The organism is Gammaproteobacteria bacterium, from assembly GCA_016712635.1.
GTDB lineage: Bacteria > Pseudomonadota > Gammaproteobacteria > SZUA-140 > SZUA-140 > JADJWH01.
On record JADJQS010000007.1, the window covers coordinates 51,153 to 67,323 of the forward strand.

Annotated in this window: 11 protein-coding genes and 6 tRNA genes; 16 read left to right on the top strand and 1 reads right to left on the bottom strand. The window is 64.6% G+C overall.

What is annotated here, in order from left to right:
- The first annotated feature begins 37 nt into the window (after positions 1-37).
- From aroC to IPK65_09980, 16 genes are all read left to right on the top strand, one after another.
- Entirely contained in the window at positions 38-1,144 is a 1,107-nt protein-coding gene (gene aroC, locus IPK65_09905) for a chorismate synthase (GenBank protein MBK8163436.1), read from the top strand.
- 82 nt (positions 1,145-1,226) lie between these two features.
- Positions 1,227-2,366, top strand: a complete 1,140-nt coding sequence (locus IPK65_09910; protein MBK8163437.1) for an MFS transporter — start codon at positions 1,227-1,229, stop codon at positions 2,364-2,366.
- A gap of 107 nt (positions 2,367-2,473) precedes the next feature.
- Positions 2,474-2,550 (top strand) — tRNA-Pro (locus IPK65_09915).
- Between the two features lie 60 nt (positions 2,551-2,610).
- A tRNA-Arg gene (locus IPK65_09920) sits at positions 2,611-2,687 on the top strand.
- A 40-nt stretch (positions 2,688-2,727) separates the two neighbouring features.
- Positions 2,728-2,803: transfer RNA gene (locus IPK65_09925), tRNA-His, on the top strand.
- A 64-nt stretch (positions 2,804-2,867) separates the two neighbouring features.
- Positions 2,868-2,943, top strand: a tRNA-Lys gene (locus IPK65_09930).
- 335 nt (positions 2,944-3,278) lie between these two features.
- A complete protein-coding gene (locus IPK65_09935; GenBank protein MBK8163438.1) occupies positions 3,279-3,467 on the top strand; it encodes a hemin uptake protein HemP in 189 nt (62 codons plus the stop codon).
- A 266-nt stretch (positions 3,468-3,733) separates the two neighbouring features.
- On the top strand, positions 3,734-5,872 hold the full coding sequence (locus IPK65_09940; protein ID MBK8163439.1) for a TonB-dependent siderophore receptor: 2,139 nt from the start codon (positions 3,734-3,736) through the stop codon (positions 5,870-5,872).
- Between the two features lie 79 nt (positions 5,873-5,951).
- Positions 5,952-6,254, top strand: coding sequence for a hypothetical protein (locus IPK65_09945; GenBank protein ID MBK8163440.1), 303 nt, complete (start codon positions 5,952-5,954; stop codon positions 6,252-6,254).
- A 382-nt stretch (positions 6,255-6,636) separates the two neighbouring features.
- On the top strand, positions 6,637-7,932 hold the full coding sequence (locus IPK65_09950; protein MBK8163441.1) for a trigger factor: 1,296 nt from the start codon (positions 6,637-6,639) through the stop codon (positions 7,930-7,932).
- 165 nt (positions 7,933-8,097) lie between these two features.
- A complete protein-coding gene (gene clpP, locus IPK65_09955) occupies positions 8,098-8,703 on the top strand; it encodes an ATP-dependent Clp endopeptidase proteolytic subunit ClpP (protein ID MBK8163442.1) in 606 nt (201 codons plus the stop codon).
- Positions 8,704-8,833: 130 nt separating this feature from the next.
- Positions 8,834-10,123, top strand: a complete 1,290-nt coding sequence (gene clpX / locus IPK65_09960) for an ATP-dependent Clp protease ATP-binding subunit ClpX (protein ID MBK8163443.1) — start codon at positions 8,834-8,836, stop codon at positions 10,121-10,123.
- A 153-nt stretch (positions 10,124-10,276) separates the two neighbouring features.
- On the top strand, positions 10,277-12,742 hold the full coding sequence (lon, locus tag IPK65_09965; protein MBK8163444.1) for an endopeptidase La: 2,466 nt from the start codon (positions 10,277-10,279) through the stop codon (positions 12,740-12,742).
- 212 nt (positions 12,743-12,954) lie between these two features.
- Positions 12,955-13,030, top strand: a tRNA-Val gene (locus IPK65_09970).
- Between the two features lie 11 nt (positions 13,031-13,041).
- A tRNA-Asp gene (locus IPK65_09975) sits at positions 13,042-13,118 on the top strand.
- Positions 13,119-13,266: 148 nt separating this feature from the next.
- Positions 13,267-15,171, top strand: coding sequence for a SurA N-terminal domain-containing protein (locus IPK65_09980; protein MBK8163445.1), 1,905 nt, complete (start codon positions 13,267-13,269; stop codon positions 15,169-15,171).
- Between the two features lie 140 nt (positions 15,172-15,311).
- Here the strand turns inward: IPK65_09980 and IPK65_09985 are convergent, their stop codons facing one another.
- A complete protein-coding gene (locus tag IPK65_09985; protein ID MBK8163446.1) occupies positions 15,312-16,094 on the bottom strand; it encodes an enoyl-ACP reductase in 783 nt (260 codons plus the stop codon).
- Positions 16,095-16,171: the final 77 nt, after the last annotated feature.

Sequence of the window (16,171 nt, forward strand, 5' to 3'; positions counted from 1 at the left end):
CAAGACGGCGCCCGGATTACCCGCTACAATAGCGCGCATGTCCGGCAACTCCATCGGCAAGCTGTTCACCGTCACCACCTTCGGCGAGAGCCACGGCCCCGCGCTCGGCTGCATCGTCGACGGTTGCCCGCCGGGGATGGAGCTGTCGGAGCAGGACCTGCAGCACGACCTCGACCGGCGCAAGCCGGGCCAGTCGCGCCACGTCACCCAGCGGCGCGAGGATGACGCGGTGCAGATCCTGTCCGGCGTGTTCGAGGGCCGCACCACCGGCACGCCGATCGGCCTGCTGATCCGGAACATGGACCAGAAGTCGAAGGATTACTCCGAGATCATGGACCGCTTCCGCCCGGGCCACGCGGATTACACCTACCAGCAGAAATACGGCTTCCGCGACTACCGCGGCGGCGGGCGCTCCTCGGCGCGCGAGACCGCGATGCGGGTCGCCGCGGGCGCGATCGCGAAGAAATACCTGAACACGCGCCACGACATCGTGATCCGCGGCTACCTGGCGCAGCTCGGGCCGATCCGCCCGGACCGTTTCGACTGGGACGAGGTGGAGCGCAACCCGTTCTTCTGCCCGGATGCGGGCAAGGTCGCCGAGATGGAGGCCTTCATGGACGCGCTGCGCAAGTCCGGCGATTCGGTCGGCGCGCGCATCAATGTGGTGGCGGGCGGGATGATGCCGGGCCTCGGCGAGCCGGTGTTCGACCGCCTCGACGCCGACCTCGCGCACGCCCTGATGGGCATCAACGCGGTGAAGGGCGTCGAGATCGGCGCCGGCTTCGCCAGCGTCGAGCAGCGCGGCACCGAGCACCGCGACGAGATCACCCCGGCGGGCTTCCTCGGCAACAACGCCGGCGGCATCCTCGGCGGCATCTCGAGCGGGCAGGACATCCTCGCGAGCATCGCGCTCAAGCCCACCTCCAGCATCCGGCTGCCGGGCCGCACCGTCAATGTCCGCGGCGAGGCGGTCGAGATCGAGACCAAGGGCCGCCACGATCCCTGCGTCGGCATCCGCGCCACGCCGATCGCAGAGGCCATGGTCGCCATCGTGCTGATGGACCACCTGCTGCGGCATCGCGCGCAGAACATCGACGTGCAGTCCGGGACGCCGGTCGTTCCCGCATCGGCGATCAAAGGGTGAGGTGTGAGGCGTGAAGTGTGAGGAGAAAAGATCCCGGGGCGGTTTTCCGCCTCACGCCTGACGCTTCACGCCTCACCTGGTAATGTACTTCCGCCTGTCCGGTTTCTACCTGTTCTATTTCGCCGCCCTCGGTGCGCTGCTGCCGTACTGGGGCCTGTACCTCAAGTCGCTCGGGTTCTCCTCCGGGGCCATCGGCGAGCTGATCGCGCTGCTGATGGCGACCAAGATCGTCGCGCCCAACGTGTGGGGCTGGATCGCCGACCACACCGGCCGGCGCATGGCGGTGGTGCGCGTCGCCTCGCTGCTGGCGGTCATCGCCTTCTGCGGCGTGTTCTTCGGGAAGAGCTACTGGTGGCTGGCGGGCGTGATGATCCTGTTCAGCTTCTTCTGGAACGCCGCGCTGCCGCAGTTCGAGGCGGTCACCATGAGCCGGCTCGGCGCGGACGCGCATCGCTACAGCAGCATCCGGCTGTGGGGCTCGATCGGATTCATCGCGGCGGTGGCCGTCCTGGGCCCGCTGCTCGGACGCTACGACGCGGGCCTGCTGCCGTGGGTGCTGGTCGTGCTGTATGGCGCGATCTGGGTCTCCACCCTGCTGGTGCCTGATCAGGGCGCCGCGCCGGTGCACCATGAGCGCGTGCGCCTGTGGGAAGTGCTGCGCCGCCCGCAGGTGGCGACCCTGCTGCTGGTGTGTTTCCTGATGCAGGCGAGCCATGGACCGTACTACAGCTTCTATTCCATCTATCTCGAGGAGCACGGCTACGCGCGCTGGCTGATCGGCCAGTTGTGGGCGCTCGGCGTGATCGCCGAGATCGCGGTCTTCCTGCTGATGCACCGCTGGCTGCCGCGTTTCGGGGCGCGCCGCCTGCTGCTGGCGAGCCTCGCGCTGACCACGCTGCGCTGGCTGCTGATCGCGTACTTCGTCGACAGCCTCGCGGTGCTGGTCTTCGCGCAGATGCTGCACGCGGCCAGTTTCGGCGTCTATCATGCGGTCGCCATCACGCTGATCCACAAATTCTTCACCGGCCGCCACCAGGGCCGCGGCCAGGCGCTCTACAGCAGCCTGAGCTTCGGTGCGGGCGGGGCGGTGGGGAGCCTTTACGCGGGTTACCTGTGGGGCGCGGCGGGAGGCGGGGCGACGGCGGCGTTCGCGGTCGCGGCGGCGACAAGCGCGGCGGCCCTGCTGGTCGCCTGGCGCACGCTGGCAACGGCCGGGCACTAGCGCGGTCCGGACGCGCAGGGCGGTGGAGGTTTGACGCACCGGGTCGCCACGGCGTATCATCCCCATCCTTGCGGCGGACGGGTGACCCCGTTATGCTCAGCCCGGTGCGGGGTATAGCGCAGTCTGGTAGCGCGCCAGCTTTGGGAGCTGGATGTCGGGGGTTCGAATCCCTCTACCCCGACCATCAGTTGCGTCGGCTGCCAATCGGGTCGTGCGGACAGATTCGGGAGTAGCGCCTCAGCCTGCGCCCGTAGCTCATCTGGACAGAGCATCGGCCTTCTAAGCCGAGGGTAGCAGGTTCGAGTCCTGCCGGGCGCGCCATTTTTTGCGTCGCGTGAATGTGCTGCCGCGGAGAATTATGGTGGACGTAGCTCAGTTGGTAGAGCCCCGGATTGTGATTCCGGTTGTCGTGGGTTCGATCCCCATCGTTCACCCCACTTTCTCGCAGCGCGAGACACTGGCGCGCGGGAAGCCGTAAAGTTTCTGCTTGTTGTTGCATCAGGGCCGTTAGCTCAGTTGGTAGAGCAGCTGACTCTTAATCAGCGGGTCGTTGGTTCGATCCCAACACGGCCCACCATCATGGTGGTTTCATTCAGTCCGGCAAGCCCAGAGAACCCGCGAGAGCGGGTTTTTTCAATCGGCGTTCACCCGCCCGGTATTCCCTTATATATGACGTTCGTGGCCGGTTGCCGCCGCCCCGGCGCCAGGCGCCCTGCTGCGCAGTCCGATGTCTGGCGGTTCACGCATGGCCGTCTTGTTTGATGAATGGCAGTCATGCCTGTTGACATTGGAATAATAATAATTATCATTCGTCATGGGCGCGGTGCGGATAACTGGTGCCGGTCGGGGACATGCGACTCGCCACCGTCCCGCGGCGACAGAGCAGGGCAGCATTCGTTTCGGATGACGGGAATGGGCGAAGGGCCACAGGACCTGACAACACGACCCGCGGGTGCGCGGCGGCCGGGGGCGAGTTCCGCGCCCCATCGCCTTCCCATCGATGTCCTGCTCGACGGCAGGCCCGAGCTGATCATCGAGCACGCGGGTGCGGAGTATCGTTTGAGGATCACAAGCAAGGGCAAATTGATCTTGACCAAGTAATGCGTCCCGCCATCACGCCTCATGTGATGCGGACGAACAGCCAGCCAATCGTGCCTCCGGCAGAGACAGCCAGCCAATAGAGAATTCGGGTTCGGCATCTCTGTCAGGGAGGTTTCAGTGACGTATTCGTCCATGGTTTCCGCGCCGTGTCTGCACGGCACGGACCACTCCATCTGCGTGCCACCCGGGATCTCTGCAGTTCCATGTCCAGCCGCCCTGCGGCGGACTTAATCAACCGGATTACACGGGGGAGAATCTCGATGTGCATGCATTTACAACGCTATCAATCATCCAATACGTTCACAGGCGTGCAGCGCAGCCGGCTGTCGGCGGGCGTCCTGTCGATGTCCGCCGCCGTGTCATTGTTGTTCGCGCAACATGTCTTTTCCGCGGAGGGCGATGAGGTCATGCTCGATGAACTGACCGTGGAGGCGGACGCCCGGAAAGACGGCGCGAACATCGAAAAGACCGCGGCCCGCAAGGCGGCGGGAAGCAAGAGCGACGCGCCTGTCGTGGAAACGCCGTTCTCCATCACGGTCGTGGACGAGGAATTCATGGCCGACAGCGGTGCGAAAAACATCCAGGATGCGCTGCTGTATTCGTCCGGGGTGTATGCGGGCCAGTTCGGCTTCGATACCCGCGGCGACTGGACGTCGGTGCGCGGCCTCGACGCGAGCAGTTACCAGGACGGTCTGCGTTCGATCTACGGTTTCTATAACAGCGTGCGCACGAATACCTATACCCTGGAAAGCATAGAAGTGCTGAAGGGCCCCTCGTCGGTCCTGTACGGGCAGAGCGAGCTCGGCGGGATCGTCAACGCCGTATCGAAGATGCCGCAGGAGGAGTCGACGGGAGAGGTGTGGGCCCAGCTCGGGTCCTATGACCGCATGCAGCTGGCCACGGATGTCACCGGGCCGATCGACGAGGAAGGAAAGTTCCTGTACCGCTTCATCGCCCTGGCCCGCGAGAGCGACACCCAGGTCGATCACGTCGCCGATGACGGTTACGTGGTATCGCCCGCCGTCACGTGGCGCCCCGACGAGGCGACGACCTTGACCGTGCTGGCGAATCTGCAGGAAACCAACGGGCAGGTCTCCGCGCAGTTCCTGCCGTCCAAGGGGACCATCGACCCGGCGCCGCTGGGCCAGATACCCACCAATACCTTCGTGGGCGAACCCGGCTGGGACCGCTATGACCAGGAGCGGCAGGATCTGACGGTGATATTCGACCGCCGGATCAGTGATGACTGGAAATTCGCCTCCATCATGCGTGCCACCGATTCCGCCACCGAGACGCGCGAGCACTGGATAGCCATTCCCACCGTGCCCGCGGACGACGGCACGGCGCAAAGGACGATCTATTCGGTGGACAGGGAGACCGAGGTGTTCGGCTTCGATATCCGCGCGGAGGGGAAGCTCGCCCTCGGATCCACGCGGCACAATCTGGCCATCGGCCTCGATTACCAGGACGCGGAGTGGACCGGCGATAATTTCTTCAGCGGTGATGGCGGCCCGATCAACCTCTACAATCCCGTGTACGGCAACCTCGCGACCGGTTTCACGCCGGCGGACCTGACGGACAGCGCCCTGAAACAGACCGGGTTCTATCTGATCGATCACGTCGACATCGGCCGTACGATCGTCACGGCGTCGTTGCGGCGCGACGAGACCGAGGATACGACGCTGAACATCAGCGGCCCCGACGAGACGCATGAATCGGATGCGACGACGGGGCGCTTCGGACTGATGTACAAATTCGATTCGGGGGCCTCCCCCTACGTCAGCTACTCGGAATCCTTTGTCCCGAACGGCGATGACGGATTCGGCAACACGCTCGAGCCGACCACCGGAGAGCAGGTGGAGGCCGGCGTGAAATACCTGTCGATCGACCGGGCCCTGGCCGTCATGTTCGCCTATTTCGACATCGAGCAGGAGAACCGCGTCAGCGACGGCCTGACGCCCGGGGGTGTCACGCAGACGGGCGCGGTGATCAGGGGCTGGGAGCTCGAGCTGCGGAAGCAGTGGGAGCGGCTGGAGATGCTGGTGAATCTCACCGATTTCAGCGCCGAGGACGGAGAGACCGGCGAGCGCCTGCCGTTCGTAGCGGAGACGCTGGCGTCCTCGTGGATCAGCTATCAGTTTCCCCGCGGCATCCGCGCGGGGCTCGGCGTGCGCCACACCGGTGATACCCTGGGCTTTGATCTCGGCAGCGGCCCTTCGCCGGAGGTGCCGTCCGTGACCCTGTACGACGCCATGGTAGGTTATGAAACGGGGCCATGGGATTTCAGCATCGACGCGAAGAACCTGGCCGACAAGACCTATGTTTCATGGTGCCGCTATGAAGGGGCGGACTGCGGCTACGGTGTGCGCCTGCAGGTCAGTGCCAATGCCCGCTACAGGTTTTGAGCGGTATCCGCGCTGGAATGTCATGGGCGGATGAAACAGGCTGGAACCCATCCGCCTCGTGACGTGGCTGATGCCGTGATTGCGGTACACGCGGGCGATGTTCGTCCAGGGGGCGTGGATCGCGGATGGCGTGGCGCGTGTCACGATCGGCGAGTACGGGCAACGATATTCCCGATTCCCGCATGATCGCCTGGCCGGCAGCCTCGGGTTACCGCGCATCGAGGCCGGTGCGCGCCTGCCGGATTCCGGCCTGTTTCGGGCCGGGGAAGCCGGTGCCGGGTTCCCTCAAGGTGGCAGGCGCGCTGACATCCCGCCCCGGCGCATGTCTGTGTCAGGCGGTTTCTGCCGTGGCGCCCGCGGTATAACGCCGCAGGCGGCCTGATCCTGGGCGCGCGGGTCACGCGGCGTGCTGCGCAACCGTGCAGTCTGCTGCGCCTGCAGATCCGGCATACCGTTCAGCCCAGCCGCATGACGGCAGCATCCTGCTCACCCGCAGTATTCCCGACCTTGTATAATACCGGCTGACCTGATGATCCGTGCCGGATCCGGTCCCTGGCAGGAAGGTCGATCCCGGGGTTGCCGGCAGCTCCTTTGCCGGCGCTCCTTTCCACGCATGGGTCGTCTGTGGGAAAATTTGTCAGACCATACCGATTTATACTGGGATTCACGGGCGACAAACCTTGGCGGCGGTCTGGTCGGATCGAAGCTGCCCCTTAATGGGTGTGAATTAATCATATAATTTTCATAATCGACGAGGTTGTGTCATGCAGGTTTCGGTAGAGACGACGCAGGGCCTGGAGCGGCGGATGACGGTATCGGTCCCCGCGGAGCGCATCGAGAGCGAGATCCAGAATCGGTTGATGAACCTGTCGCGCACGGTGAAGCTGAAGGGCTTCCGGCCCGGCAAGGTCCCGTTCAAGGTGATGGAGAACCGCTATGGACCGAGCGTCCGCAGTGACGTCCTCAACGACATCACCCGTACCACTTTCTATGAGGCCGTGAACCGGCAGAATCTCAAGCTCGCCGGTTTCCCGCGTTTTCAGCAGCGCGTGGTCGAGCCGGGCAAGGACCTGGAATACGAGGCGGTCTTCGAGGTGATGGAGAAGGTTCAGCTCGCGCCGCTGAGCGGCGTGTCGATCGCGCGGCCGACGGCCGAGATCACCGAACAGGACGTGGACAATATGGTGCAGAACCTGCGCCGCCAGCGCGCCGAGGCCGTTCCGGTCGAGCGCCCGGCCCAGGCGGGCGATCGCGTGACGGTGAGCGGCAACATCGATGGCGAGCCGTTCGTGGGTGAGCGGGAAAAGCAGATCGTGATCGGCGCCTACGTCTTCAAGGACCTGGAGGACGCCATGATCGGCGTGGTCCGCGGGGATACGCGGACCCTGGATCTGCGTTTTCCGGACGACTACCCCGCCCGGCTGATGGCGGGCAGGACTGCCCATTTCGAGCTCAAGGTCGAGGCGGTGTCGGAATTCAGGCTGCCTGAGGTCAATGAGGAATTCATGCGTTCGTTTGACATCCAGGACGGCACCCTCGAGCCCTTCAGGCAGGAGCTGCGCCGCACGATGCAGGATGAGATGACGGACGTCATACGCTCCAAGATCAAGGCCCGCGCCATGGAAGCGCTGCTGAACAACAATCCCATCGAGGCCCCGCGCGCGCAGGTGGATCAGCAGGCCGAGATCATGATGGAACAGGCGCGCCAGACCCTGCTTGGCCAGGGCGTGCCGGACTCGGAGATCAAGCTCAACCGCCCCTCGTTCGAGACCGAGGCGCGGCGGCGGGTGGCGATCGGGCTGCTGATCAGCGAGATCGTCAGGACGCAGCTGTTCAGGGCCGAACCGCAGCAGGTGCGCGCCCGGGTGGAGTCATTGGCCTCGAGCTACGAGAACCCGAATGAGGCCATCCAGTGGTATTACGCGGACCGCAACCGGATTGCCAACGTTGAGCAGCTGGTGCTGGAAGATCAGGTCGTAGACTGGGTCATGGGCCAGGCGCAGGTCACCGAGGAGAAAACGACCTTCGACGCCCTGCTCAAGGAGCGGCGCACCCTCTGACGACCGTCTGTTTCCGGTGTCCCGGCCGGGGGCCGGGTCGGCGCGGAGGAACGCCGGGCGGCTAAATTGCGTGTCAAGCCTGCCTCCGGCGCCGTTTTAGGGGTAAAATGCAGGCGTTAAAGCGCCCATATCGCACGACCGATATGCTGAAGGAGATAGGAAAGCATAATGACAAGCATGAATTTGATTCCGATGGTGGTTGAGCAGTCGGCGCGCGGGGAGCGGGCCTACGACATCTACTCCAGGCTGCTGAAAGAGAGGGTGATCTTCCTGGTCGGCCCGGTCGACGACCATATTGCCAATCTCGTGGTGGCTCAGATCCTGTTCCTCGAATCCGAGAACCCTGACAAGGACATCCATTTCTACATCAATTCCCCTGGCGGTTCGGTGAGCGCCGGTCTGTCGATCTACGACACGATGCAGTTCGTCAAGCCCGACGTCAGCACGATGTGCATCGGTCAGGCCGCGAGCATGGGTGCGCTGCTGCTGGCCGGCGGCGCAGCGGGCAAGCGCTACTGCCTGCCGCATTCCCGCATGATGATCCACCAGCCGCTCGGCGGATTCCAGGGCCAGGCCACGGACATCGACATCCATGCGCGCGAGATCCTGCGCGTGCGTGACCGGCTGAACGACATCATGGCGAAGCACACCGGCCAGCCCATGGACCGTATCCGGGTGGACACCGACCGCGATTACTTCATGTCGGGAACGGAGGCGGTCGAGTACGGTCTCATAGACAAGGTCTTGAGCAGCCGCCAGGCCGCGGCCTGAGCGGAGCGAGCCGACGACGTCGCCCGCGGCAATGGTGCATGCGGCAACAGCACGGTGGACGCGCGGAACAGGCGCGGATGCCGGAGGGACGGGATAAAGTATCTAGTGTGCATGACCAGCGGGGTAGGCTATGAGTGACGACAAGCACAACAAGGGTAGTGACGGCGACAAGCTCCTGTACTGTTCCTTCTGTGGCAAGAGTCAGCACGAAGTCCGCAAACTGATTGCCGGCCCGTCGGTATTCGTCTGCGACGAATGCGTCGAGCTGTGCAACGACATCATCCGCGAGGAGGTGCAGGAGAAATCCTCCACCATCAAGGGCAGCAAGCTGCCCATCCCGCGCGAGATCAACCGCATCCTCGATGACTATGTGGTCGGGCAGGTCCGCGCCAAGAAGATCCTGTCGGTTGCCGTCTACAACCATTACAAGCGCCTGGAAGCCGGCGTCAAGAAGGACGACGTCGAGCTGTCCAAAAGCAACATCCTGCTGATCGGGCCGACCGGCTGCGGCAAGACCTTGCTGGCGCAGACGCTGGCTCGCCTGCTGAACGTGCCGTTCACCATCGCCGACGCGACCACGCTGACCGAGGCCGGCTATGTCGGCGAGGACGTCGAGAACATCATCCAGAAGCTGCTGCAGAAGTGCGACTACGACGTCGAGAAGGCGCAGCAGGGCATCGTCTACATCGACGAGATCGACAAGATCTCGCGCAAGTCCGACAACCCGTCGATCACGCGCGACGTGTCGGGCGAGGGCGTGCAGCAGGCCCTGCTGAAGCTGATCGAGGGCACCATCGCCTCCGTACCGCCGCAGGGCGGGCGCAAGCATCCGCAGCAGGAGTTCCTGCAGGTCAATACCTCGAACATCCTGTTCATCTGCGGCGGCGCCTTTGCCGGCCTGGAAAAGGTCATCCGCGACCGCTCCGAGAAGGGCGGCATCGGCTTCTCCGCCGAGGTCAAGAGCAAGGAGGACCGCAAGAACGTCGGCGAGTGGCTGCATTCCGTCGAACCGGAGGACCTGATCAAGTTCGGCCTGATCCCGGAGTTCGTCGGACGCCTGCCTGTGGTCGCGACACTCGACGAGCTGGACGAGGACGCCCTGGTGCGCATCCTGACCGAGCCCAAGAACGCCATCACCAAGCAGTTCAACAAGCTGTTCGAGATGGAATCCTGCGAGCTGGAGTTCCGCCCCGAGGCGCTGACCGCGATCGCGCGCAAGGCGATGGAGCGGAAGACCGGCGCGCGCGGCCTGCGTTCCATCCTTGAGCACGTGCTGCTCGAGACCATGTACGAGCTGCCCTCGCAGGAGAATGTCGCCAAGGTGGTGGTGGACGAGGGCGTGATCAACGAGGTGTCCGAGCCGATCCTGATTTACGAGGGCGGCGAACAGCAGGCCTCGCTCAGCCGGAAAGATTCTTGATATTTCATCGAGATGGCCGCCGCCGGCGGCCATGCGATTGAATACGGCGGCGCGCGGCCGCATATACAGGCTATCGAATCCACTCTGATCGCGGCGCTACCGGAAAGGGATGTCGTCTCCCCGGGCGCGGTCAGTCCAACCGAGGACAGCTACATGGCGGAGAAAGACAAGCCTACCGAATCCACTGAGCAGACTACGACCGCGCGGGACCGCCTGCCGGCGGATCAGCAGATCCTGCCGGTGCTGCCGCTGCGGGACGTGGTCGTATATCCCCACATGGTCATCCCGCTGTTCGTCGGCCGCGAGAAATCGATCCAGGCCCTCGACACCGCGATGGAGGGCAACAAGCAGATCATGCTGGTCGCCCAGCGGAGCGCCGCCCTGGACGACCCTTCGGCCGACGACATCTACCAGGTCGGCACCATCGCCACCATCCTGCAGCTGCTGAAGCTGCCGGACGGCACCGTCAAGGTGCTGGTGGAGGGGCTCGAGCGCGCCCAGACCGTGCGCTACATCGAGATCGACAAGCAGTTCATCGCCCAGATCGCGCTGCTGAAGTCGACCCTGGTGTCGGAGCGCGAGGCCGAGGTGCTCGGCCGCTCCGTGCTGAACCAGTTCGACCAGTACGTCAAGCTCAATAACAAGATCCCCCCCGAGGTGCTGTCGTCGCTCGCCAGCATCGAGGACGTCGGCCGCCTGTCCGACACCATCGCCGCCCACATGACGCTCAAGGTCGACGAGCGCCAGTCGCTGCTCGAGCTGCTCAACGTGCGCGAACGCCTCGAGAAGCTGATGGCGATCATGGAATCCGAGCTCGACCTGCTGCAGGTCGAGAAGCGCGTACGCGGCCGCGTCAAGCGCCAGATGGAGAAGAGCCAGCGCGAGTATTACCTGAACGAGCAGATGAAGGCCATCCAGAAGGAGCTCGGCGAGCTCGAGGACGTGCCCAACGAGATCGAGGACCTCGCGCGCAAGATCGAGAAGTCCGGCATGCCCAAGGACGCCAAGAAAAAGGCCAACGCCGAGCTCAACAAGCTGAAGATGATGTCGCCGATGTCGGCGGAGGCCACCGTCGTGCGCAACTACGTCGACTGGATGGTGAGCGTGCCGTGGAAGAAGCGCACCAAGATCTGCCGCGACCTGTCCCAGGCGGAGGCGGTGCTGGAGCAGGACCACTACGGCCTGGAGAAGGTCAAGGAGCGCATCCTCGAGTACCTCGCCGTGCAGCAGCGCATCGAGAAGGTGAAGGGTCCGATCCTGTGCCTGGTCGGCCCGCCCGGCGTCGGCAAGACCTCGCTCGGCCGTTCCATCGCGCGCGCCACCAACCGCAAGTTCGTGCGCATGTCGCTCGGCGGCGTGCGCGACGAGGCCGAGATCCGTGGCCACCGCCGCACCTACATCGGCTCCATGCCCGGCAAGATCGTCCAGAACCTGGCCAAGGTCGGCACCAAGAACCCGCTGTTCCTGCTCGACGAGATCGACAAGATGGCGATGGACTTCCGCGGCGATCCCGCGGCGGCCCTGCTCGAGGTGCTCGACCCCGAGCAGAACCATACCTTCAACGACCATTACCTGGAGGTCGATTACGACCTCTCCGACGTGATGTTCGTCTGCACGGCCAACAGCATGAACATCCCGGCCCCGCTGCTCGATCGCATGGAGGTCATCCGTCTGTCGGGTTACACCGAGGACGAGAAGATCAACATCGCGCAGCGTTACCTGATTCCCAAGCAGATCCAGTCGAACGGACTTAAGGAGCAGGAGCTCAGCATCCACGAGGGTGCGGTGCGCGACATCGTGCGCTTCTATACGCGCGAGGCCGGTGTACGCAACCTGGAGCGCGAGGTTTCCAAGATCTGCCGCAAGGTGGTGAAGGAGATCCTGCTGAAGGGCGGCGATGCGACGGAGGTCAAGTCGCGCAACCTGGCCAGGTATCTCGGCGTGAAGCGCTTCCGTTTCGGCCTTGCCGAGGAGCAGGACCAGGTCGGTCAGGTCACCGGCCTCGCCTGGACCGAGGTGGGCGGCGAGCTGCTGACCATCGAGTCCGCGGTCGTGACGGGCAAGGGCAAGCTCACCATCACCGGCCAGCTCGGCGACGTGATGCAGGAATCGGTGCAGGCGGCGATGACCGTGGTGCGCAACCGCGCCCCGATGCTCGGCCTGGAGCCGGATTTCTACCAGAAGCACGACGTCCACATCCACGTTCCCGAGGGCGCCATACCCAAGGACGGCCCGAGCGCCGGCATCGGCATGTGCACCGCGCTGGTGTCCGCGCTGACCGGCATTCCGGTGCGCGCGGCGGTGGCGATGACCGGAGAGATCACGCTGCGCGGCGAGGTGCTGCCGATCGGCGGCCTGAAGGAGAAGCTGCTGGCCGCGCACCGTGGCGGCATCAAGGTGGTGCTGATCCCGGAGGAGAACAAGCGTGACCTCGCCGAGATCCCGCGCAACATCAAGCAGAATCTCGACATCCGCACGGTCAAGTGGATCGACGAGGTGTGGCAGACGGCGCTGCAGCACATGCCGTCGCCCATCGTGGAGAAGGAACCCGAGCCCGAGCTCGTGCCGCGCAAGAAATCCACGCGCGCCAAGCGCGGCGGTCATATCCGTCCGCACTGAGCCGTTGCGGCGGCGATGCCGCTTCGATAGCCCCCGGCCGGTTCACCGGTCCGGGGGCTGTTGTTATCAGGACCGCGCAGCGTTTAACCGCCTTGCTTGACAGGGGTTTACGCCGGTTGGTATAAATGGCGGGCATTTTGTTCCGCACGGCTCGCGCCGGCCGGGACGCTGGTAAAGCACCCGAGGATGCCATATGATAGGCGGTCTTTTCGGGGTGCTTAGCTCAGCTGGGAGAGCGTCGCCCTTACAAGGCGAATGTCGGGGGTTCGATCCCCTCAGCACCCACCATGCAATCTTTGGGAGTGGTAGTTCAGTCGGTTAGAATACCTGCCTGTCACGCAGGGGGTCGCGGGTTCGAGTCCCGTCCACTCCGCCAGTTATCGCGAAAGGGTGCCCCTGAACGGGTACAAACAGGGTGCGCCCTTGAGTGATCATCGTCATAAGCCCGCGCAAGCATCCCGAACCGAACTCGCACCCGAGCCGGGATTCCCTCGCGCCAACCAAATCTGGAAGAGTCTCTCGTCATGATTCAATTCATCCGTGATCATGCCAAGGGCGTCATCGCCTGGATCATCATCATCCTGGTCACCATCCCCTTCGCCCTGTGGGGCGTCAACGAATACTTTCAGGGCGGCAGCGAACTGCCGGTCGCCAGGGTAGGGAAGCGTCCCATCTCCGCCCAGGAGTTCCAGCAGGTGTACCAGCGAGAACTCGGCCTGCGGCGGCAGATCCTGGGCAGCGACTTCATTGTGCAGAACGAGGCGGCGATCAAGCGCGCCGTGCTCGACGGCCTGGTGAGTTCCGAGGTTATGGTACAGGCGGCGGGCAAGGCGGGTTTCCGCGTCAGCGACGACCGCGTGGGCAGCGAGATACGCACCATCAGCCAGTTCCACCGCGACGGCAAGTTCGATCCGGAGCTGTATGCGCAGATGCTGCGCGGTGCCGGTCTGGCGCGGGAGCAGTTCGAGGACGGTGTGCGCCGCGACCTGCTGACGGCGCAGTTGACTGCGGGCCTGGCCGACAGCGCGCTGGTCACCGAACACGAGCTGGACCGCTGGCTGCGCCTGAGCGAACAGCAGCGCAAGGTCGGGTACTACCTGGTCAAGGCAGAGGACTACCTGGACCGGGTGGCGCCGTCGGACGCCGAGATTCGCGGCTACTACGAGGACAACCTCGAGCGTTTCGCGTTGCCGGAGCGCGTCAAGGCAGCGTATGTCGAGCTTTCGCTCGACAGCCTCAAGCAGCAGGTCAAGGTGGATGAGGAGATTCTGCGTCGCCTCTACGAGGAGCAGGCCGGCAGCTTCGCCGTCGGCGAGCAGCGCCGCGCCCGGCATATCCTGATCAAGGTGGCGGAAACCGCCGGCGCGGACGCCGTCGATGAGGCGCGTGTGCGGGCGGAAGGCCTGCGGGCGCGCATTGCCGCCGGCGAATCGTTTGCGGCGCTCGCGCGCGAATTTTCCGACGACAAGGGATCGGCCCAGGACGGGGGCGAGCTCGGCTTCTTCGACCGCGGCGTGATGGTCAGCCCGTTCGAGGAAGCGGCGTTCGCCATGAAGAAGGGCGAGCTCAGCGCGCCCGTGCGCACTCCGTTCGGCTGGCACATCATCGAGGTGGAAGATGTGAACCCGGGCTCCAGGCGGTCCTTCAGCGAGGTGCGCGCCGGTCTGGAGGAGGACTACCGCAGGACGCAGGCCGAAGAGCAGCTGTTCGACCTGACGGAAAACCTGACCAACCTCACCTACGAGCATCCCGACACGCTGAAGTTCGCCTCCGAGGAGCTCGGCCTCCCCATCCAGACCACCGGGCTGTTCGCCCGCGACCAGGGCGACGGCGTCGCTGCCAATGAAAATTTCCGCCTGGCGGCCTTCGGCGAGGACGTGATCGACGGCGGCAACAACAGCGAGGCGATCCAGTTCGGCGACGGGCGCGTGGTGGTGCTGCGCATCGTCGAGAAGCAGCCGGCCACACATCGCCCGCTGGATGAGGTGACGGACCGTATCCGTCTCGAACTGATCCGCCAGGGGGCGCAGCGCCTCGCCGAAGAGGCGGGCAAGGCGATACGCGAGCGCATGCACAATGGCGACGGCGTCGAGGCGATCGCGAGGGAATTCGGCGCAGTGTGGCGGGCGCCGGTGCTGATGGGTCGGGAGGACGCCGAAATCCCGGCTGAACTGCTGGACACCGCGTTCACCATGGAGCGGCCCGCGCAGGATCGTCCCACGCTCGGCGGAGTCCAGCTCGCCGGCGGTGATTTTGCCGTGCTCGCCCTCTATGAGGTCGTCGACGGCAATCTTGAGTCGGTGACGGATGCGGAGCGGCGCGCGCAGCGTGGCGAGTTGCAGCGTCTCTACGCGCAGCGGACCGCCTCTGATCTGCTTGCCGCGCTGCGCGCGCGCGCCAAGGTCTCGATGTTCGAGGACCGGCTCTAGTCCGGCAGCCGCGCCGCCGCCTCACGCGGACGCGCGACCGGTCTCCGTCCGGGCGTCACACCCATCCGCTGCCCTGGAGCGGGTGGCGGACGGCCGCATCCCGCACGGTCACCGTAATCACCGATCCGGCCCCGCAGTGGTCAGATCAGCGCCATCCCCTGGATGTTGTACCCAGCGTCCACGTAGACGATCTCGCCGGTCATGCCCGAGGCGAGGTCGGAACACAGGAACGCACCGACATTCCCCACCTCCTCGATCGTCACGTTGCGGCGCAGGGGCGAATTCTGCTCGGCATAATCGAGGAAGCGGCGGAAGTTGCTGATGCCGGCGGCGGCCAGCGTCTTGATCGGGCCGGCCGAGATGGCGTTGACGCGGATGCCGTCCGGTCCGAGGCTGCTCGCCATGTAGCGCACGTTGGCCTCCAGGCTGGCCTTGGCGAGACCCATCACGTTGTAGTTCGGGATCGTGCGCACGGCGCCGAGATAGCTCAGCGTCAGCAGCGCACCGCTGCGTCCCTTCATCATGCGGCAGCCGGACTTGGCCAGCGCGGCGAAGCTGTACGAGCTGATTTCATGCGCGGTGCGGAATCCGTCGCGCGTGACGGAGTCGAGATAGGAACCTTCCAGCTCCTCGCGCGGCGCATAGGCGACCGAATGCACGATGATGTCGAGATGGTCCCAGAAGTCGTCCAGGCGGTCGAACACGGTGTCGATGTCCTGGTCGCTGGCGACGTCGCAGGGCAGGGTGATGTCGGATCCGACTTCCGCGGCGAGATTCTCGACGCGACTCTGCAGTTTTTCATTCTGATAGGTGAAGGCCAGCTCCGCCCCCTCGCGCTGCATCGCCTGCGCGATGCCCCACGCGATCGAGCGGTTGCTCGCGACCCCGACGATCAATGCGCGCTTGCCCTGGAGAAATCCCATAGCGATACCCCGGTGGTTGTGAAATTCGTGATGATGACGGCCGATGCCGAATTGTCGTGTAATATAGCATCCGCGGA